Below are 19709 nucleotides of genomic sequence, written 5' to 3'. Positions count from 1 at the left end.
CGGCGAGCAGACGTAAACTCGCACAAATTGGGGCGCAATTATGCGATTTTGCGTTCCCCTACCTTCGGTGTGGGCCCAGCTCGCGAGGAGAACCTAGCGGCCGGCCGCGTGTAGCGCCGCGACGTAGCCGAACACCATCGTGTTGGCGATGCTGCCGCCGGCACCCAGATAGGTGCGGCCCATCACCGTCGCGGTGATGTTGCCGGTCGCGTACAGCCCCTCGATCACTTCGTCACGCTCGTCGAGGACCTGTGCGTGCTCGTTGGTGATCAGGCCGCCGCACGTTCCGACGTCGGCAGGGAACACGCGGGTGGCGTAATACGGTGCCGTGTCGAGCGGACCAAGCGCGGCGTTGGGCTTGAACCCGGGATCGCCGAGGCAGTCGTTGTACGCCGACTGGCCGCGCCCGAAGTCGGGGTCGAGGCCGTTGGCCGCAAACCCGTTGAAGCGCTTGACCGTTTCCTCGAGCGCATCGGGCGGCACATCGATCTGGCGGGCGAGGTCGGTGATCGTGTCGGCTCGCTTGACGGCACCCTGCTCGATCAGCCCCTCGGACAGCGTGCGCTTCTTCAGCGGGTTGGCACCGGACACATACCGGCCGACGTAACCCTCGTCGAAGACCTGCCAGCACGGCACGGCCTTGTTGGCATACATCGCCTTGCCGACTTCGACATAAGAGTTCGACTCGTTGCAGAACCGCTTGCCCGCACCGTCGACGTAGATGGCGCCGGGGCGCTGTCGTCCGGAACCGAGCGACGCGGCTCCGGGATCCTGGATGAAAACCATTGGCAACCACCAAGCTTCGTCCAACAGATCGGTCTGTGCGCCCAGGTCCATCGCCGTCTGCAGGACCTCGCCGGTGTCGCCCGCGTTGGCGATCGACCACGATCCGTCGTTGGGCTGGTCGCCGCTGTAACGGCGACGCATGTCGGCGTTGCGGCTGAACCCGCCGGCCGCCAGCAGAACTCCTCTGCGCGCCTGGATATTCACCGGCGAGCCGTTATGACTGACACGAGCGCCGACGACGCGGCCGTCCTCGACGATGAGGTCCTGCATCGCCGCATTCGTCCATATCGGCGGATCGCCCATCGAATCCATCAGCACCTTCAGGATCTGGCCGATCATCGATGCGCCGTTGGTCATCAGGTCCCGACGCCGCAGCTTGGCTATGTTGGTGCGCAGGAAAACCCGCATCGCGACGGCAAAGGCGCGCGGCGACCGGTTGAAGTACTGCACCGCCCGCAGTTCGTTGGTCTTGACGACGAAGCCGTAGTTCCTCGCCATCGATGGCTGGACCCTGTCACGCCAGTCGCCGAGGGCGGAGGCATCGAACGGGATGCCCTCGACGGAGCGGCCCGCCGAATTGCCGCCCTTGTGGTTCGGGTAGTAGTCGCTCCAGCCGGGACACCGAACCATCCGGACTCCCTTGCGCAGCAGGAAATCGAGCATCTCGAAGCCGGCGGTGAGAAACCTCTCGCGGCGGGCAGGCGACGACGCCGCACCGATGTCGCCGATGACGTCGTCGAAGTACGCCAGCCCGTCCTCCTGCGAATCCGGTATTCCCTGCGCGCGCATCAGCGGGTTATTCGGCAACCACACCATGCCGCCGGACATTCCGGTGGAACCGCCGACGAGATCCTGCTTTTCGACGACCAGCGGCTCGATTCCCGCATCGACCGCGGCCAGTGCGGCGACCATTCCACCGCCTCCGCTGCCTGCGATCAGAAGGTCGACAGATTTGTCCCAATTCATGAGGCGGGCACTGTTTCAGTCAGCCCCAGATCGGCGACTGGTACGTCGATGGTGGTGTTGGTGCGCTGGATCGCGGGCACCAGCCGCTCGTACGGCAAGCCGGCGAGGAAGCCGTCGATGACCCGCTCGTAGTTCGAGATCAGACCTTCGATCCGATCCGACAACCGCATGTACTCAAACCCTTTGGCATGCAGGCCCTTCTGCTGTTTCGGGAGGTTTGAGAAGTCCTGTGCGGGGATCATCGGCCAGCTCGGATCGTCGGGTGCGAGCGGCTCGGGCACGGTGGGTCTTCCCTGCGAGCGGTCGTTCGGGAACCGGGTCAGCGACCAGACCTCGAACAGCGTCTGCTCGGGCCCGAGCGGGCGGATCCGGTAGGACGACGCGCTGCTGTACTGCGGCAGAAGAAAGTAGTGCGGGAAGCAGAACCCGATGGGTTCGAGAACACCGCGGCGCTCGAGGTCGTTCAGGTCAGGGAAGTCGCAGCCGCGGGTGCGATGCCAGGTGGTGACGGCGTCATTGACCGCTCCGCGCCAGGTGGCCATCGCCTCGGCCGGATCGTCGGGCAGCGACATATTCTGCAGCCCCTCGGCGATCCGCACGTCGTTCTCGTGCGTCATCCCGCCCATGCCGGAGCCCAAGGTGCGCATGAAGTAGAGGCTGGTCTCGATGAGCGGATGCACCGTCGACGCGTCGGGCTTATGCGAGGAGGGCAGCAGCTGGGGATGGGTCTGCGGGACGTGGTAGCCCTCCATGAACGCCGCCGTCGCCAGCTTCCAGTTCACCGGCAGCAGGCACGATTTCCACCACTCGACGCGCAGCGCCGAGACCTTCCACTCGTCGTGCTTGGAGGCGAACGGTTCGATGCAGTCAGTCAGTGGCGGTGCGTCGTCGTCGAGGTTGATCCACGCGCAGCCGCCCCAGAGTTCACACCGGACCGGCGCCAACGCGAGATCGTCTGCGCACAGATTGCTTTCGTCGAACTCCGCCGACCGCAGCACGAAGGTGCTCTTGCCGTCCAGACCCCAGCACCATCCGTGGAACGGACAGACGAAGCTGCGACGAGAACCGCTGCCTTCGACGAGCTTCATGCCCCGGTGACGGCAGGAGTTGTAGTAGGCGCGCACGGTGGAGGCGTCGGTTCGCACCACGATGATGGACTGGTCGAGGATCTCGTATTCGACGAAGTCGCCGGGTTTGGGGACCTCCTCGAGCCTGCACGCCATCTGCCAGACGCGTGGCCAGAACAACTCGGACTCCAGCGCGTAGAACTCCGGGTCGTAATAGCGCTGTTTGGGGATCCTGTCCACGGACTGAACCGCCCACGGCACCGGAAGCGGTGCCCAGTCCACTTTCGTCACTCTGCTCACCCCTCATCGGCGGCCGGGCTTCTAAAATAGCAAAAATAGCAAGACGGGCGAGAAGATGGCGCCAGTCTGCTGCGACCGCCCATACAGATCGGTCGTCTCCTCGGAAGGCCCGGCCGGATGGTGAAGAACCGGGATATCTGACCGCCGCCGCTGACCGTCACCCGGTAAGTCAGCCCAGCGCGTAGAAGCGCTGGGCGTTCAGGCCGGCGATCTTCGCGCGGGTCCCGTCGCTGATGTCGGGCCGGGTGCGCAAATGCTTGGTGCTCTCCGGCCATTCGCCGTCCCAGTGCGGATAGTCGCTGGCGAACATGATGAAGTCGTCGCCGAGCACGTCGATGACGCCGGGCAGGATCGGCTCTTCCGGCTCACACGTCGCCCAGATGTTGCCCGCTTCGAGATACTCCTGCGGATTACGCTGCCAGCCACCTTCGATCCAATCGCCACGTTTCTCGAAGTGCTCGTGCAGCCGGTCGATGAAGAAGGGCACCCAGCCGACACCCGCTTCGAGGAATGCGACCCGCAAGTCGGGGTGCCGGTCGAACACACCGCCCGAGACCAGTGCCGTCATCGCCGTCATCTGGTCGAACGGGAAACTGATGCAGTGCACCTGAATGTAGTTCGTGAACCGGTCGACACCGATCTTCGGGAGGTGGACACCCGGCGCGCCATGGATGCCCAGCGGCATCGCCAACTCGACGGCGGCCGCGTAAAACGGGTCCAGGTCGGGATGGTCGAGGTTGCGGGTCTTAAGCGCGGGCGGCACGTGGGTGGCCACCAGGCCAAGATCCTTCGCCTCGCGCATGATATCGATCGCGACGTCGCCGTGCTCGATCGGCGTGACGGCGATCCCGTGCAGCCGGCCGTTGGACGAACTGCAGTAGTCCGCGATCCACTCGTTGTAGAGCCGCGCGAAGCCCGCCGCGAAGTCGGGGTCCTCCAGCGTCGGCGTGCAGAGGCCAAGACTTGGATAGAGCACCATCGTGTCGATGTGATCGCGATCGGCGTCGCCGAGCACACCTTCGGCCGATCTGCAGTTGATGCCCTCTGCGGCGGAGATGCCGTGCTCGGTCGGGCAGCCGGCGCCCGGCCCGCTGGATTCGGGATAGTTGCGGCCCTCGATCACCAGGCCCGGCGAGTCCGTACGCGGCACGATCAATTCCGGCCAGCGCCGCATCGCCTCGACCGCCAGCGATGCGCCCTCGGCGACGTGTCCGTCGGCGTCGATAATCCGCATCTTTGTAAAGATACGACCAGCACGATTACATATACCCTTTTCGATCGTGATCGTGCTGCTGCCGCCGTCGGAGACAAAGCGGGCCGGAGGTGACGGCCCCCCGCTCCGCCTGGACGCTTTGAGCTTCCCTGAGCTGCGGCCGATGCGCGCCGAACTCATCGACGAGTTGGTGGCGCTGGCGGCGGATCCACCCACCTGCAGGCGCGCGCTCGGCATCTCCGCATCACAGGATCATGAGATCGATCGAAACGCCACGCTCGAGCAGGCTCCGACCGTGGCCGCGATCAACCGATACACCGGCGTCCTGTATGACGCCCTCGACATCGAAACCCTCAAGGGCGCAAGGCTTTCGCGCGCACATGCGCGCCTCGCAGTCGGTTCCGCCCTGTTCGGGATCGTGCGGGCCGACGATCCGATACCCGGCTACCGGTTGTCCGCGTCGTCGAAGCTGCCGGGACAACCGACGCTGGCCTCACGCTGGCGGCCGGTGCTCGAGCCCGTGCTGGCCGAGATCGCCTCTGAGGAGCTGGTCGTCGATCTGCGTTCGGGGTCGTATGCGGCGCTGGGCCGGCTGCCCGGCGCAGTGCGCGTCGACGTCGTCACCGAACACGCCGACGGGCAGCGCACGGTGGTCAGTCACTTCAACAAGGCACACAAGGGCAGGCTCGCGCGAGCGCTTGTCAGCAGCCGCGCCGAACCCGACGACGCGGCCAAGGTGGCCGCCGTTGCACGCAAGGCGGGGATGCGGGTGGAGCGCGACGGGAACGAGTTGACTGTCGTTCTCGACGCCTAGCGATTTCACGCCTTGGCGAGCTGTTTCTGCTCGTAGAGTCGCGCCCATTCCTTGCGCGGCCGGATCGAGACGTCGACGTCGGTGGCCTTGGCCCGTAACGCGGCGACCGTCGCCTGCTCGCGGGGCGTGCGGGCGAACGGATCCCAGCCGAAGAATCGACAGGAGTTCTCCCAGGTGATCTTGTTGATGTCAGCCTCGCCGGCGCCCGCTGCGGTCAATTCGGCGAGCACCTGCTCGGGCGCGTCGGGCCAGAAGCAGTCGGAGTGCGGGTAGTCGCACTCCCAGGCAATGATGTCGATGCCGATCTCGTGGCGCAGCTTCAGCGAGGTCTTGTCGGTGACGTAGCAGGCCAACGAGTGTTCGCGGAACACGTCGCTGGGCAGCTTGTCGCCGAAGTCGCGGCGCAGCCACTTCTGATTGGTGTAGTGCCGGTCGCTGCGGTCAAGGTAGAACGGGATCCAGCCGATGCCGCCCTCGGAGAAGGCGAATTTCAGATCCGGGTAGTTGCGCATCGCCGGCCCCCACAGCAGGTCCTGCGCGCACATCGCCGACACCTGCGTCGCCAGGATGATCAGGTTGTCGATCGGTGCGTTCGGCGCCATGCTGATCGCGCCGAAGCCCGTGCCGATGTGCAGGCACATCACCACGTTCTGCTCGGACAGTGTGCGGAACACCGGTCCCCAGTACTCGTCGTCGTGGTAGCTCGGAAGCCCTTCCAGGTGAGGAAGTTCCGGCATGGTGACGGCACGGCAGCCCTTGGCGGCGACGCGGCGGATCTCGGCGCACATCGCCTCGGGGTTCCATGTCGGCAGCACCGCGATCGGGATGAAGCGGTCGGGGTAGCTGCCCGCCCACTCGTCGATGTGCCAGTCGTTGTAGGCCGACACCATCACCAGCGTCACGTCCTCGCGGTGCATGTTGAGGTGCCGGGCCGAGAAGCCGGTGAACGTCGGGAAGCACATCGACGCGAGGATGCCGTTGCGGTTCATGTCGCGGACGCGTTCGTGGACGTCGTAGACGCCTGGGCGCATCTCGGCGAAGCCCGCAGGGTCGCGGCCCCACTCCTCGGCCGGCCACGACACCACCGCGTTCAGCCCGCTGACGCCCTGCGGCCTGCCCTGATACATCCACTGGTCGACGCCCTTGTCGTCGGTGACGACGATCGGCGCCTCTTCCTTGTACTTGGCGGGCACATGGTTGAGGAACATGTCCGGTGGCTCCACGACGTGGTCATCGATGCTCACCAGGATCAGATCGGCCTCTTTCATGACGCTCCTCGCGTGCGCGGTCTGCATACCCAAGTAGTACCGTCTAGCGGCGTGACCGTCTCCGCGCTTTCGGACAGAGGTTTAGCCGAATCGGCCAATTGTGGCCGGCGGGTCATCGAGCTACGCCGCGGCGGCCAAGCGCCCGGTGGGAGCTACCTCTACGAAGGTGAAGGCCTCATCACCGGCTGGCACAGCCACGAAGTGCACCAGATCGAGTACGCGATCGGCGGTGTGGTCGAGGTCGAGACCGCCTCGGCTCACTACCTGTTGCCTCCTCAACAGGCGGCGTGGATTCCGGCCGGGCTCGAGCACCAGGCGACGATGGCGCCCGGCGTACGCACCGTGGCAGTGATGTTCGACCCGCAGATGATTCCGAGTGGGGGCGACAGGGCCCGAATCCTGGCGGTGTCACCGCTCATTCGGGAGATGATGATCTATGGGCTGCGGTGGCCGATCGACCGCCCACACGGTGACGACGTCTCCGACGCGTTCTTCCGGACTCTTGCCGACCTGGTCATCGAGGCCCTGGATCACGAAGCGCCGCTGAGCCTTCCGACGTCCGAGCATCCGATCGTCGCCGCTGCGATGGCCTACACCAAAGTACACCTGCAATCGGTGAGCGCCGACCAGGTGAGCCGCGCGGTGGCGGTGTCGGAGCGCACACTGCGACGCCTCTTTCACGACGAACTGAGCCTGTCGTGGCGCACCTACCTGCTGCACGCCCGTATGCTTCGGGCAATGGCACTGCTGGCCTCGCCGGGGCAGTCAGTGCAGGACACGTCGACGGCAGTCGGCTTCGACAGCCTCAGCTCGTTCACCCGCGCTTTCGCGCAGTTCAGCGGGGAGACGCCGTCCACCTATCGCAAAAGGGTTGCCCGCGAGGCGCTTTGACGTCGCTACTACTGCTGCTTGAACAGTCCCTCGCGCAGCAGCGAGTTCACCGATCCCTGCCAACGCTCGAGTTGGGCAGGTGAAGTCAACGGCTCAGGCAGGTGCCGCTCGATATGACCGCGCATCATCAAGGCGCCAAGGGCCAGCACCAGTGAGTTGATCGCCGCCCACGTCAGATCGAGGTCGGCGCGCGTTTCGCCTCGTTCACTTCGTCGGTGCCAGCGCGCCATGCCGGAGTTCAGGAGGGAGTCGAAGATCATGTCTCCGACCGGCCTGCCGTCGATCAAGGCGCGGCCGATGTAATCCGCGATCTCGGGTTGCTCGGCGATCATCCGGGTCACCCGGTCGCCGATCTCGGCGACCGAGTCCGGCGTGGCGTCCGGAATCGGTTGCGTGATCGCAGTGACCACCACCGCCAGTGCCCAGTCGTCCACCGCCTTGACGAGCCCGGCCTTCGTGGCGAAATGGTGTTGCACCGATCCGAGTGACACGCCGGCGGCCGCGGCGACCGCACGCAGCGACGTACCCGAGGCGCCGTGTGTGGCCAGGATCTTCATCGCCGCATTGCGAATCCGATCGATGGCCGAAAGTTCCTCCGCGGCCGCCTCCCCGGGCTCCGACAGCAGGATCATCGGCGCAACGCCCTCGCTGGTCACATCCGTAGGTTAGACAATACAGGCGTATCGTGTCTACGATACAAGCGTATTGTCGATCCCAATGGACAACGGAAGGTCAGAGACTCCGTGGACCTAATGGTGTTAGACGAGTCGGCTACGTTCGCGTGCACGCGCGACCCCGACCGATGGACGACGAGGGCAGACGACGGCGCCAAAGCCCTGTGCCGCTCGTGCCCACGTCGCTGGGCATGCGCCCAGGAGGCCTGCCAGACCCAGGGCGCAGAAGGCGTATGGGCAGGCATTCTGATTCCCGAGGCCGGGCGTGGCCGGCGCCACGCGCTCAAGCAGCTGCGCGAACTTGCTGAGCAGAACGGTTTCCCTGTCGAATGCAGGTGACCCAAATCTGAGCTGTCGGTGGGCGGTGAGGTTTGCTTGCCGCCGGAACGGGGCAACATATGTCCGTCAGATTCGGTTAGCCACTAGGAGACCGTCATGGGCGAGCGCCCCGCTCCCACAGACACGACCACATCCGAGGCCCTTGCGACCACCGCGCTTTTCCTCAACGTCGCGTCAGTGATCGCGCTTGCCATCTGCGTTGCCAGCTGGGGCGCTTCGAACGCCGCGCTCGCCACGGCCGCCGGCGTCGGTGCATTGCTGACCTTCGCAGCCAGCCTGGTCTGTTTCGGCAAGCAGGCAAGCGAAGCCGAGCCGCAACCCGTCACGGTATAACGACGACGGCCCATCCGATCAGGCCCGCTCGCGCGGAACCTGGATGTTGTACTGAGCGACTTTCCGGTAGAGGGTAGCGCGGCTCATGCCCAGCTCGCGGGCGACTTCCGCCATCGTCATCCCGTCCGAGTTCAGCACCCGGACGATCTCTCCTCGTTCGAACGCTTCGATGCGCGACAGACGACGGGTATTGCCGGCCAACACTTCTGGCGGCAGCATGCCGATGTCCACCACATCTGCCCGGCCGGCCGCCGCCGAAACCACCCGCGACAGCTCGTCGACGTTGCCCGGCCAGTCGTAGCACCTCATCGCCCGTGCCGCGGTCGTACTGAAGCCGATCTCCCGGCCGCGGATACGCATCGCGATGTGGTTGGCCAATGGCAGCACGTCGTCGGGCCGGTCCCGAAGAGATGGCACCGGGACGACCGTGTCGACCAGTCCGGCCAGCGCGGCAGGGATGTCTTCGAACCGCTCGGCCGTCAGCGCGACCGGGACAGTGCCCGAGTCGGCGCTGCGCGCAATCAGGTCGCGGAGCTGCTCGGCCACCCAGGCTGGCAGCATGTCGACGTCGCGCACGATGACTGCCGTGTGGTCCTTGCCCAGCTCGGGCGCCCATAGCCCCAACCAGGTCTGCACGTCCGTCGGCGCCGGTGCGCTGGCCGACAGAATGCGGTCTCGCGGGAACAGGTGGCGGGCCGCCTGCGCCAACGCCGTCGCCCGGCCCGAGCCCGGCTCGCCGACGGCCGCAACGACACCGCCGGCCCGCGCGCCGCGTTCGGCGTGTGCCACCGCGTCATTCCACGCGTCCGACAACGAATGCAGCGTTCCCGAGCCGGGTTCCAGACGCGGCATCTCCACCCGGAATACCTGTCCACGGGGCATCTGTCGCGGAAGGCGGCCACTCGACCGGGCCAGCATCAGCGCGGTGGTGTTGCTCGCCGCAGAACGCGCGAGCGCGAGCAGAAGATCGCTCGACGAGCGCGACCATGTCGTCAGGTTGACGCTGCCCTCCAGCCGGCCGGACACCGGGTCCAGCACCGGGACGGCCGCGCAGGTGAACGTGCACAGGCTACGGGCGTAGTGCTGGTCGGCGCGTACCAGCGTCGGCGTCCGGTCCGCCAGCGCCAGCCCGAGGCCGTTCGTGCCGACCTCGCGTTCGGAATAGGCGAACCCCGGTGCGAGGTGGACATCGTCGAGCGATTTCAGCAGCGTGCGATCGCCTGACAACCGCGACAGCACCACGCCTTCGGCGTCGGTGAGCATCAGGCTGACCGGTTCGTTAGCCAGCGTGCGGTGAAGGTCGACCAGGACCTCGTTGCCGCAGAGAAAAAACAGCGAACTCAGGTCGTTGGTGCCGGTGAACGCCGGCTCCACCGCATCCAGTGGAATGCCGTAATCCTCGCTGCGTTGCCACGACGCGAGCAATCGATCCGGCACGTTGCCGCGCTGGAGATGCTGCAGGTTTGCTCGTTCGGGCAGCCCGTCCGGCATGTGATCCACGTTACAAACAGTGGCAAGACCCGCAGGTCAAAACACCCCCACCGGTGTCTCAGATTGAGACATCACGCCCCTCGGCTGCCGCGCCCCACGCTCCTAGGCTCGCCAATAGGTTGTGACAGTGGTCACACGAGAGAAGGACGGGCCGCATGTATCAGAAGGACAACAACAGCTATTTCATCGTCGACGCACACGTAGCCCTGTGGGATGCCAGGCCCGAGAATCAACGCAACATTCACGGTAAGCAATTCATCGACTGCTTCTACGACTACCACCGCAACCTCTCACCGGAATCCGAGGTGTGGGGCTACGACGAGTACCTCTATCAGGGCGGCGAACGCCTGATGAAGGACCTGTTCGCCGACGGCTACGTCGACCACGCCATCTTCCAGCCCGCCGCGCTCGGCGAGTTCTACTACAAGGGTTTCGGTCAGACCGACGAAGCATCCGACCTGGCCGCCAAGCACCCCGACAAGCTGACCTACAACCACAATTGGGACCCGCGCAACGGCGAGGTGGGCACGGACCAGCTGCGGGCGGACGCCGAACGGTTCGGGCTGACGGGGGTCAAGCTCTACACCGCCGAATGGCACGGCGACTCCCGTGGCTGGCGGCTCGACGACCCGTGGGCGTACCGGTATTTCGAGCTCTGCCGCGAGTTGGGGATCCGCAACATCCACGTGCACAAAGGCCCGACCATCCGGCCGCTGGACCGAGATGCGTTCGACGTCGCCGACGTCGACCATGTCGCCACCGACTTCACCGACCTGAACTTCATCGTGGAGCACTGCGGGCTGCCGCGGCTGGAGGACTTCTGCTGGATCGCAACCCAGGAGCCGAACGTGCACGCGGGCCTTGCCGTGGCGATGCCCTTCATCCACACCCGGCCGCGATACTTCGCGCAGATCGTCGGCGAGCTCCTGTACTGGATCGGCGAGGACCGGATCCAGTTCGCGTCGGACTACGCGATCTGGACGCCGCGCTGGCTCATCGAGGCGTTCGTCGACTTCCAGATCCCCGAGGATCTCGGCGAGTACGCGCCGATCACCACCGAACAGAAGAAAAAGATCCTCGGCCTCAACGCCGCCAAGATGTACGACATCCCAGTACCCGCCGAGCTGCAGATCCCCTCGGCCGACGAGCCCGCCGTAGGGCCGCGCGGCGCCGATAACCTCGTGGGCGCATGACATGGGCCGCTACGAAACGGCTTACGGCGCAATGGATGCGGTGGTCGATCCCGAACTCGACGAGCCGATCACCACGCTCGGGTTCGTCCGCTCGCTGGTGGTGTCGCCCGGCGGCAACGTCAAGGTGCACTTGCGGCTGCCGACGTCGTTCTGCTCGCCGAACTTCGCGTATCTGATGGCGTCGGACGCCAAAGACGCGCTGACAAAGCTTGACTGGACCAGACGGGTGATCGTCGAACTCGATGATCACCATGACTCCCCGATCATCAACGCCGGTCTGGCCGCGGACGCCGGTTATCGAGGCACGTTCGGCCCCGAGGCCGAGGACAGCCTCGACGAGCTGCGGATGACGTTCCGGCGCAAGGCCCACACGGCGGCAATGGAGCGCTGCCTGACCGAGCTGCTCCGAGCAGACCCGCAACGGTCCGAGTCGTCGTTGGGCGAGGTTCAATTGGGGGATCTGCCCGACGGCGCGACGACGGAGGCACTGCTGCAACGCCGCCGCGCACTCGGATTGCCAACGGAACCAGATGCTTTGGTAATGGTCGATCACCTGGGCGACGGCTATGCGCGTGACAATGTGCCGTTGGCTTTGCGGCGGGCCCGTTCGACCCGGATCTCCATCGACGGCAACGCCCACTTCTGCCGCGGTCTGTTGCAGACCCGCTACGGCGAAACCGAGGCGAACACTTTCATTCCGTTGAACACGCTCATGACTAAAGAAGGAGCACTGCGATGAGCACCATGCGAGCCGTCCAGGTCGTCGGCTACCACCAGAACCTCGAGATGAAAGAGGTACCCGTCCCGACGCCGACCGGGCCGTTCGATGTCGTGGTCAAGATCGGCGGCGCCGGGGTGTGTCGCACCGACCTTCACATCCTCGAGGGCCAATGGGCAGAGAAGTCGCAGGTAGAACTGCCGTACACGATCGGCCACGAGAACGCTGGGTGGGTCGATGCGGTCGGGTCCGCGGTGACCAATGCGCGCGAGGGCGACAAGGTGATCGTGCACCCACTCATCACCTGTGGGCTGTGCCGCGCGTGTCGTTCGGGTGACGATGTGCACTGCGAGGCCAACGCGTTTCCGGGGATCGACACCGACGGCGGCTACGCCGACTACCTGAAGACCTCGGCGCGCAGTGTCGTGAAGATCCACGACTCGCTGGAGCCGTCCGATGTTGCGGCGCTGGCCGATGCGGGGTTGACGGCGTACCACGCGGCGGCCAAGGCGGCGCGGCGCCTGACGCCCCGCGACAAATGCGTCGTGATCGGCGCGGGCGGCCTTGGCCACATCGGGATTCAGGTGCTCAAGGCGCTCTCCCCCGCCGAGTTGATCGTTGTCGACCGAAATCCGGAGGCGCTCAAACTCGCCGAGGCGATCGGCGCCGACCACGGCGTGGTGGCCGACGGGACGCAGGTGGATCAGGTGCTGTCGCTGACGGGCGGTAACGGCGCCGAGGTCGTCGTCGACTTCGTCGGCGAAGGCGGCGCGACGTCGGAAGGTGTGGCGATGCTGCGGCGGGCAGGCGACTATCATGTCGTCGGCTACGGCGAGAACATCAACGTGCCGACGATCGACATCGTCTCCACCGAGATCAACTTGATCGGTAACCTGGTCGGGTCCTACAACGACCTGTGCGACCTGATGGCGCTCGCAGCGAGCGGCGCGGTCAACCTGCACACCCAGAAGTACGCTCTCGCCGACTTCCAGTCGGCGATAACCGATCTGGACAACGGCAACGTTCGTGGTCGCGCCATTCTCACGCCTTGAGAGAAGGAATGATCTGCAGTGATTTTCATAGTGGTCAAGTTCAAGCCGAAAGCGGAGTACGTCGAGAGCTTCCCCGACTTCGTCGCCGAGTTCACCGAGGCGACCCGCAACGAGCCGGGCAACATGTTCTTCGACTGGTCGCGCAGTCTCGACGACCCGTCGGAATATGTTCTGGTGGAGGGATTCCGCGACACCGATGCCGGCAAGAAGCACGTCACCAGCGAGCACTTCAAGAAGTTCGTCGCCGAGGCACCGAAGGTCCTGGCCGCCACTCCGCTGATCATCAGCCACACGATCGACGCGGACGGGTGGTCGGAGATGGGCGAGATGAAGGTCGGCCAGCGTTAGGCAGGCCTCGCGAGCTCCATGGCCGTGGGCACGGCGGTGCTCGCGGACGAAAAACCTGCGGCACGGCGGATTTCGCCGAACGACCGCACCATAGCGTCGGTCACCTCGTGAGGGTCGCGCACGGTTTCGTCGTCGGCGAGCACGGAGATGTTGAACTGGTCGACGTAACTCCACACGGTGACGTTCAGCCCGCAGCCGGCGGTGAGCGGTCCGACCGAGTACAACTCGGTGAGAGTGATATCGCCGAATCGGCCGCGTTCGCGCGGTCCTGGCACGTTGGAGACCGGCACGTTGAATACCCTCAGCTTGGCGTCACGCCGCGCTGACCACGCGAACAGCGCGGGTGCCAACGCCGGCGGCAGGAACTCCATCCATCGCGCCGAGAACTCCGGTCCGAGCAGCCGATAGTTCTCCTTGGCCACGCCGGCGGCGAGATCCGTCAACCGCGTCCGCTCCAGCGGAACGTCCACTTGCACAGGCAGCGTCACCACCATGCCGCCCAGTTCGTTGCCCGCGACCCGGTCCGGGGACAGATCGAGGCTCGATGGCACCGAGGCGACGATCGGCTCGTCGGCGTGGCCGTCGTAGCGGAGCAGCAGTTCTCGAAGCGCACCGGCTGCCACCGCGAGGACAAGGGTGTTGATGGTGATTCCGAGCGCCTTGCTGACCTCCTTGACGTCGGCCAGCGCCAATGTCGCGCTGGCATACATCCGCCGAGGCGAGACGATGTGGTTCATGAAGGTGTCGGGTGCGTTGAGTCCGCTGGCGATCGACGGATGCCGGGTGCGCTGCAACGATCTTCGAACCACCTTGGTCAGACCCGCTGCGGTATAGCCGAACAACGCGGGAAGCCGAGCCATCTGGCCGACAAGATCGCGCGCCGCTGCGCTGATCAGCTGGCGCGAAGTCGGCACCGGATCGGCCGCGGGGGTGGTCTCCGTTTCACCGGTCGTGTAAGCCATGGCCTTGGCCATGAGATTCGCCGAGGCGACACCGTCGGCGAGCGAGTGGTGCACCTTTCCCACCACGGCGACGCGGTTCCCCGCCAGCCCCTCGACGAAGTGAAACTCCCACAATGGCCGGTCGCGGGCAAGCGGAGTGCTCGCGATCTCGCCGATCACCTCGTCGAGGCTGCGCCTGCTGCCGTCTCCTTTTGCCTGCGACCGCCGGAGGTGGTAGTCGAGATCGACATCGCAGTTCTCCTGCCACATGGGGTGGTGAAGTTTCCATGGGATGTCGATGAGGCGGTAGTGCAGCGGCTCCATCACCGGAAGACGGTGGCGCACAAGTTCACGAAAGGTTTCGAAGGTCAGACCCGTCGGACCGCCGTCGACGACCGCGATCTTCATGGTGTGCGTGTGCACGGCCGGGGTTTCGCTGTAGAGCAACATCGCGTCGTAACCGCTCAGGCGCTTCACCGGCTGTCCCCTCCTCCCACCGCAACCACGCTGACGTCAGCTCAGGAGACGGCGGCGAGCGTGTGGCGTCGGTAAATCTCGTTGAGGAACAACCCGATCGCGGTACATGCCGAGCCGGTGCACTTTCCGTCGACGAGGTCGAAGCCGTGGTGAGCGCCTGGCAGCTCGAGGTAGCCGACGGCCTGTCGGGAGGTGGCGCGAAGTTCATCGACGAACGTCTGTGCCTGCGCGACGGGGATGACGAAATCCGAGCCACCGTGGACGACGAAAAACGGTGGTGCACTGTCGGTCACGCGGGCGATCGGGGAGGCGTCGCGGTAGATGTCCTCATGGCGGTCATAGTGACGCTGAACCACGATGCTTTCCAGGAAGTCGACGAACCCGTCCCGCTCCGGCGTGGACCGGTCATGCCAGTCGTAGCGTCCGTAGATGGAGACGGCGGCGTCCACGGAGGTGTCCGAGTTCGAATCCAGTTCACCTTCGAATTGGCGGTCGCCGGGGGTGAGCGCGGCCAACGACGCGAGATGGCCGCCTGCTGAGCATCCTGCGATGGCGACGAAGTCTCGGTCGCCGCCGAACCGGTCGGCGTTGGCGCGGGCCCACGAGATCGCGGCCTTCACGTCCATGATGTGGCGGGGCCAGCGGTTCCGCGGGGACACCCGGTAGTCGATCGCGAGACAAATCCAACCGGACTCGACGAGATGCGACATCAGCGCCGACCCCTGGAAGGTGCGGCTGCCGTGCACCCAGGCGCCGCCGGGAACGAAGATCAGCACGGGCGCCGGCGTCTTCGGGAGATCCGGCAGGCGCCACACGTCCAGCAATTGACGCTCGTGGGGCCCGTAGCGGACAGCAGTTTTGCGCAGATAGCGGCGGCGCTGCTCCATCATGCGTAACGCCGGTGCCGCGCGTGTTGGCAGCGGCCATGCGATGCCGTCGAGATCCCCGATGACGCCTTGAAGCGCGGCACTGCACACCTCGGCGAGGACCGGCACCGGTTCCGGAGTCTCGTCGGCTTCGGGCACCGACTCCGTTCGGTTGACCCGGACATGCATCAGCTCACTGATCGCACGGGGCACCATGCGGGATGCCCACGCGCCGATGGCGGTCAGGGTGACGAGCGGTTCGAGTCGGCTGCCGATGACCGGTAGGGCAGTAAGCGATTCAGCCATGGCGATCGCCGATTGCACCGGTTCGCCGCGAGCCAGGAGTCTGGCCGCCGAACACGGTGTCGACGCGGGTTTATCGCCTTGGGCCGTCATTGCGCGAATGTACCGCCGGATACGCTCGATATCGGTGAGATTCGGGTGAGCGTCAGAACTTCAGTCTCACGGCGGGGGCGGCGGTACCAGCGGCGGCCGGCAGTCGTTGATTGTCGGATCCCACCAGCCGGGCGTGCAGTCCTTCGGCAGCACCAAGCCGGTCGGGCGGCACACGCTGGCGACCGGATCCCACCACTCGCCCCATGCACAGTCCGCGTGGCTCACGGCGGGAGATGCAATGGTCACGAAGGACAGCGAAGCGAATCCGGCTGCGGCGACGGTCGCTATACGACGAACTGTATTTCGCATGGAGTTGTTCTTGCCCAACGGCCGGCATCTCAAACGCGTCATCATCCGAAGACTTGAAGCTAACGCCGAGTTCTGCACCCGGGTAGTTGCTCGGGCGGCCGTTTCACGACCTTCATGCAGGACTCGGTGGAGACAAGGGTGCGGGCGGGGGGACTCGAACCCCCACGTCCAAAAGGACAATGGCACCTAAAGCCATCGCGTAAGCCAATTCCGCCACGCCCGCAGCGTCCCAAGGGTAGCGCGGTACCGTTGAACGGTGCCCACTACACGGCGTAGGAGGCCGGCGCTGATCGCGCTGGTGATCATCGCCGCCGCAGGTTGCCTTGCCCTGGCGTGGTGGCAGTGGACCCGTTTCGAGTCGACGTCGGGCAGCTTCCAGAACCTCGGCTACGCCCTGCAGTGGCCGCTTTTCGCCGGGTTCTGCGTCTACGGCTACTACAAATTCGTCCGCTACGAGGACGCCCCGCCCGAGCCGATGCGGCACGACACCGTCACAGAGATCCCGGCAGGCCTGCTGCCCGAACGACCAAAACTCTCAACACAATCGGACCTTGACCCCGCGCTGCGGGAATACAACGCCTACCTTGCCGACCTGGCCAAGAAAGACAGAGAACCGTGACCGATACCGCCCCCACAACTCCCGTCGAGACCATTCGCAAGGCGCTGCTCGCCTATCGCGTGATGGCATGGACAACCGGCATCTGGCTGATCGCGCTGTGCTACGAGATTTACCTGCGATACGTGGTCAAGGTGGACAACCCACCAACCTGGATCGGCGTCGTGCACGGATGGGTGTACTTCGTCTACCTGCTCGCGACGGCCAACCTCGCGGTCAAGGTGCGGTGGCCGATCGCCAAGACCATCGGCGTGCTTTTGGCCGGCACCATTCCGCTGGTCGGCATCATCGTCGAGCACTTCCAGACCAGGGACATCAAACAGAAGTACGGCGTCTAACCCGTCGAGTGCGCGGCTGTGTACGCCGATACCGGCGCGTCCCGTACGAAACCGCACGCTCGGCCCAGGTGTTCCACACCTCAGCTGCCAGGTATCTGGTCAGCCCGAAAGTGCCTTGAGCGCCGGCGCCAACAACGCCAACGCCCGCCCCCGGTGCGACGCCGCGTCCTTCTCCTGCGGTGTCAGCTCGGCCGCCGTCCGTGACGAACCCTCGGGCACGAACACAGGATCGTAACCGAATCCACCGTCGCCCTTGGCTTCTCGTGCGATGCTGCCGCGCCACGTACCGCGGACCACCGTCTCACCCGCCGAAGACACCAGCGCGCATGCCGACACGAACGCGCCGGCCCGCCGTTCGTCGGGCACATCACGAAGCTGCGCCAGCAGCAGCGCGGTGTTGGCCGCGTCCTCGCCGTGCACGCCCGCCCAGCGGGCCGACAACACACCAGGCATGCCGTTTAGCGCGTCGACCTCCAGCCCCGAGTCGTCGGCCACGCTCGCCAACCCGGTGGCCCGGAACGCTTCGCGCGCCTTGGCGACCGCGTTGTCTTCGAAGGTTGCGCCCGTCTCCGGCGCCTCGTCGAACGGGGCAACATCATCGAGCGACAACAACGTCAGACCAGAGATTCCCGCGGCATCGAGCACCCGTCGCAGTTCGGCCAGCTTCTTGTGGTTACGGCTGGCCACCAGCAGCTCCACGGTTGGTTGCGCTCTCCGCGTCCGCGTCAGCTTCCGAACGCCTTCTTCTGGGGGGTATCCGACTCGGGAAGCTCTCCCGGATACGGCTTCTCCAGAGCCTCGCGCTGAATGACGAACAGCTGCTCGCACGCGGCCAACCCGGCGTCGAGCAACTTGTCCAGCGTCGAGCGCGGGAACGTCGCACCTTCGCCGGTGCCCTGGATCTCCACCAGCGTGCCGGTATCGGTGGCGACCACGTTCATGTCCACCTCGGCTCGCGAGTCCTCGGTGTACGGCAGGTCGGTGCGGACGCGTCCGTCGACCACGCCGACGCTCACCGCGGCGATCGCGCAGGACAGCGGACGCGGGTCAGCCAGCTTGCCGGCCGCCGCCAACCACGTCACCGCATCCGCCAACGCCACGTACGCACCCGTGATGGCGGCGGTGCGGGTGCCGCCGTCGGCCTGCAACACGTCGCAGTCGAGCGCGTTGGTGTTCTCCCCCAGCGCCGACAGGTCGATACACGCGCGCAGAGACCGCCCGATCAACCGGCTGATCTCCTGGGTGCGGCCGCCGATGCGGCCGCGGACGGATTCCCGGTCGGAGCGTTCATGGGTGGCCGCGGGCAGCATCGCGTACTCCGCAGTCAGCCAGCCCTGCCCCGAACCCCTGCGCCATCGCGGCACACCCTCGGTGACGCTTGCCGTGCACATGACCCGGGTCTGACCGAACTCGACGAGTACCGATCCCGCCGGGTGAGAGGTGAAACCGCGGGTGATGACCACCGGCCGCAGCTCATCGTCGAGCCGGCCGTCTTCTCGTCTGGACACCCGCCAACCCTAGCCGGTGCTCCGGTCATCAATGCCGGGTGACGGGGAACGACTCTCCGCACACCACCGCGTGCACGGGTCCGTCGAATTCGGCCTTCGCCTCGCTGATCACGTCCTCGCGCGACGTCCACGGTGGAATATGCGTCAGCAGCAACTCGCCGACCCCGGCGCGCGCCGCGGCCTGGCCGGCCTCGGTGCCCGACAGGTGCAGGTTCGGCGGACGCAACGCATCATGCGTCCACGACGCCTCGCAGAGGAACACGTCCGCACCGCGGGCCAGATCGACCAGCGAATCGCACGCGCCGGTGTCACCGCTGTAGACGAACGTCGCGCCGGACGGGTCGGTGACTCGCAGCCCGTAGGACTCCGTCGGATGGCACACCAGCCTCGGCTCGATCGTCAGCGACCCGATCTGCACCAGTTCTCTGTCGACCCAGTGCCGGATGTCGAAGATATCGCTGAAGTCGTCGATCTCCGCACCCTCGGGCGACGACGCCGCACCGAGGCGCGCCCACGTCTTCTTCGGTCCGTACATCAGGCCACGCTCGGGCGCGGGCGACGGGTGGTAGCGCCGCCAAACGAAGAGACCGGGGAGGTCGAGGCAATGGTCGGCGTGCAGGTGCGACAGCAAAACGTGTACCGCGTTGGGATCCGCGTGGCGCTGCAGCGCACCGAGCACACCACCACCGAAGTCGATGGCCAGGGGCGGGGTTTCGGGCGCCGTCAGAAGGTAACCGGACGCTGGCGAATCAGGCCCGACAACACTGCCGGAGCAACCGAGTACGGTGATTCGCACATTCACTAG

At 65.7% G+C, this 19709-nt stretch carries 22 protein-coding genes and 1 tRNA gene; 10 read left to right on the top strand and 13 right to left on the bottom strand.

The annotated features are described in order from the left end of the window. Nucleotides 1–93 precede the first annotated feature (93 nt). From QOC76_RS23510 to QOC76_RS23500, 3 genes are all read right to left on the bottom strand, one after another. Nucleotides 94–1752, bottom strand: coding sequence for an FAD-dependent oxidoreductase (locus QOC76_RS23510; RefSeq protein WP_526360922.1), 1659 nt, complete (start codon nt 1750–1752; stop codon nt 94–96). Next, entirely contained in the window at nt 1749–3110 is a 1362-nt protein-coding gene (locus QOC76_RS23505; protein ID WP_526360920.1) for an aromatic ring-hydroxylating oxygenase subunit alpha, read from the bottom strand. The genes QOC76_RS23510 and QOC76_RS23505 overlap by 4 nt, the downstream gene beginning before the upstream one ends. Nucleotides 3111–3288: 178 nt before the next feature. Beyond that, on the bottom strand, nt 3289–4353 hold the full coding sequence (locus QOC76_RS23500; RefSeq protein ID WP_526360918.1) for an amidohydrolase family protein: 1065 nt from the start codon (nt 4351–4353) through the stop codon (nt 3289–3291). A 46-nt stretch (nt 4354–4399) separates the two neighbouring features. Here QOC76_RS23500 and yaaA point away from each other — a divergent pair, with 46 nt between their 5' ends. Continuing rightward, on the top strand, nt 4400–5146 hold the full coding sequence (yaaA, locus tag QOC76_RS23495) for a peroxide stress protein YaaA (RefSeq protein WP_526360916.1): 747 nt from the start codon (nt 4400–4402) through the stop codon (nt 5144–5146). Nucleotides 5147–5151: 5 nt separating this feature from the next. Here yaaA and QOC76_RS23490 read toward each other — a convergent pair whose 3' ends face one another. After that, a complete protein-coding gene (locus QOC76_RS23490) occupies nt 5152–6414 on the bottom strand; it encodes an amidohydrolase family protein (RefSeq protein WP_526360914.1) in 1263 nt (420 codons plus the stop codon). A gap of 51 nt (nt 6415–6465) precedes the next feature. On the opposite strand from QOC76_RS23490, the gene QOC76_RS23485 reads away from it, so the two are divergent. Continuing rightward, nucleotides 6466–7305, top strand: coding sequence for an AraC family transcriptional regulator (locus QOC76_RS23485; RefSeq protein WP_526360912.1), 840 nt, complete (start codon nt 6466–6468; stop codon nt 7303–7305). An 8-nt stretch (nt 7306–7313) separates the two neighbouring features. On the opposite strand, the gene QOC76_RS23480 is transcribed toward QOC76_RS23485, so the two are convergent. Next, the gene (locus QOC76_RS23480; RefSeq protein WP_526360910.1) at nt 7314–7961 is read right to left on the bottom strand and encodes a TetR/AcrR family transcriptional regulator; all 648 of its coding nucleotides are present in this window, start codon (nt 7959–7961) and stop codon (nt 7314–7316) included. 96 nt (nt 7962–8057) lie between these two features. Between QOC76_RS23480 and QOC76_RS23475 the strand changes: the two genes are divergently transcribed. Together QOC76_RS23475 and QOC76_RS23470 are read left to right on the top strand one after the other, a co-directional pair. Further along, nucleotides 8058–8318: a WhiB family transcriptional regulator gene (locus tag QOC76_RS23475; RefSeq protein WP_526360908.1), complete on the top strand. Its 261-nt coding sequence runs from the start codon at nt 8058–8060 to the stop codon at nt 8316–8318. Nucleotides 8319–8414: 96 nt separating this feature from the next. Continuing rightward, nucleotides 8415–8651, top strand: a complete 237-nt coding sequence (locus tag QOC76_RS23470) for a hypothetical protein (protein WP_526360906.1) — start codon at nt 8415–8417, stop codon at nt 8649–8651. Nucleotides 8652–8669: 18 nt separating this feature from the next. Here the strand turns inward: QOC76_RS23470 and QOC76_RS23465 are convergent, their stop codons facing one another. Beyond that, nucleotides 8670–10142: an AAA-type ATPase lid domain-containing protein gene (locus QOC76_RS23465; protein ID WP_526360934.1), complete on the bottom strand. Its 1473-nt coding sequence runs from the start codon at nt 10140–10142 to the stop codon at nt 8670–8672. A 155-nt stretch (nt 10143–10297) separates the two neighbouring features. Here QOC76_RS23465 and QOC76_RS23460 point away from each other — a divergent pair, with 155 nt between their 5' ends. The 4 genes from QOC76_RS23460 to QOC76_RS23445 are packed head-to-tail and all read left to right on the top strand — an operon-like array spanning nt 10298 to nt 13453. Further along, nucleotides 10298–11335: an amidohydrolase family protein gene (locus QOC76_RS23460; protein ID WP_526360904.1), complete on the top strand. Its 1038-nt coding sequence runs from the start codon at nt 10298–10300 to the stop codon at nt 11333–11335. A gap of 1 nt (nt 11336) precedes the next feature. Continuing rightward, nucleotides 11337–12074 (top strand): iron-sulfur cluster assembly protein, encoded by a 738-nt coding sequence (locus QOC76_RS23455; RefSeq protein WP_526360902.1) that lies wholly within the window; start codon nt 11337–11339, stop codon nt 12072–12074. A gap of 5 nt (nt 12075–12079) precedes the next feature. Further along, nucleotides 12080–13105: an NAD(P)-dependent alcohol dehydrogenase gene (locus QOC76_RS23450; protein ID WP_526360932.1), complete on the top strand. Its 1026-nt coding sequence runs from the start codon at nt 12080–12082 to the stop codon at nt 13103–13105. Nucleotides 13106–13123: 18 nt separating this feature from the next. After that, a complete protein-coding gene (locus tag QOC76_RS23445) occupies nt 13124–13453 on the top strand; it encodes a putative quinol monooxygenase (protein ID WP_526360900.1) in 330 nt (109 codons plus the stop codon). Here the strand turns inward: QOC76_RS23445 and QOC76_RS23440 are convergent. The 4 genes from QOC76_RS23440 to QOC76_RS23425 all read right to left on the bottom strand — a co-directional run bounded on the left by QOC76_RS23440 (nt 13450) and on the right by QOC76_RS23425 (nt 16665). Continuing rightward, the gene (locus QOC76_RS23440) at nt 13450–14871 is read right to left on the bottom strand and encodes a WS/DGAT/MGAT family O-acyltransferase (protein WP_526360898.1); all 1422 of its coding nucleotides are present in this window, start codon (nt 14869–14871) and stop codon (nt 13450–13452) included. The two genes, QOC76_RS23445 and QOC76_RS23440, sit on opposite strands and share 4 nt — an antisense overlap. 41 nt (nt 14872–14912) lie before the next feature. Next, nucleotides 14913–16133 (bottom strand): alpha/beta hydrolase, encoded by a 1221-nt coding sequence (locus tag QOC76_RS23435; protein ID WP_526360896.1) that lies wholly within the window; start codon nt 16131–16133, stop codon nt 14913–14915. A 66-nt stretch (nt 16134–16199) separates the two neighbouring features. Next, entirely contained in the window at nt 16200–16379 is a 180-nt protein-coding gene (locus QOC76_RS23430) for a hypothetical protein (protein ID WP_526360894.1), read from the bottom strand. 202 nt (nt 16380–16581) lie between these two features. Next, a tRNA-Leu gene (locus QOC76_RS23425) sits at nt 16582–16665 on the bottom strand. A 33-nt stretch (nt 16666–16698) separates the two neighbouring features. Here QOC76_RS23425 and QOC76_RS23420 point away from each other — a divergent pair. Next, complete coding sequence (locus tag QOC76_RS23420; RefSeq protein ID WP_526360892.1) at nt 16699–17061, top strand: hypothetical protein; 363 nt, start codon at nt 16699–16701, stop codon at nt 17059–17061. A gap of 62 nt (nt 17062–17123) precedes the next feature. Beyond that, nucleotides 17124–17396 (top strand): DUF3817 domain-containing protein, encoded by a 273-nt coding sequence (locus QOC76_RS23415; RefSeq protein ID WP_526360930.1) that lies wholly within the window; start codon nt 17124–17126, stop codon nt 17394–17396. A 99-nt stretch (nt 17397–17495) separates the two neighbouring features. Here the strand turns inward: QOC76_RS23415 and rdgB are convergent, their stop codons facing one another. From rdgB to QOC76_RS23400, 3 genes are read right to left on the bottom strand one after another with little or no spacing between them, the layout of a single operon-like run. Then, nucleotides 17496–18095: an RdgB/HAM1 family non-canonical purine NTP pyrophosphatase gene (gene rdgB / locus QOC76_RS23410; protein ID WP_526360890.1), complete on the bottom strand. Its 600-nt coding sequence runs from the start codon at nt 18093–18095 to the stop codon at nt 17496–17498. 26 nt (nt 18096–18121) lie between these two features. Next, the gene (gene rph, locus QOC76_RS23405; RefSeq protein ID WP_526360889.1) at nt 18122–18904 is read right to left on the bottom strand and encodes a ribonuclease PH; all 783 of its coding nucleotides are present in this window, start codon (nt 18902–18904) and stop codon (nt 18122–18124) included. Between the two features lie 28 nt (nt 18905–18932). Then, a complete protein-coding gene (locus tag QOC76_RS23400; protein ID WP_526360887.1) occupies nt 18933–19706 on the bottom strand; it encodes a cyclic nucleotide-degrading phosphodiesterase in 774 nt (257 codons plus the stop codon). Nucleotides 19707–19709: the final 3 nt, after the last annotated feature.

It is taken from the genome of Mycobacterium sp. (genome assembly GCF_032159565.1).
Taxonomy (GTDB): domain Bacteria; phylum Actinomycetota; class Actinomycetes; order Mycobacteriales; family Mycobacteriaceae; genus Mycobacterium.
This window is presented reverse-complemented; position numbering and strand designations above follow the sequence as displayed.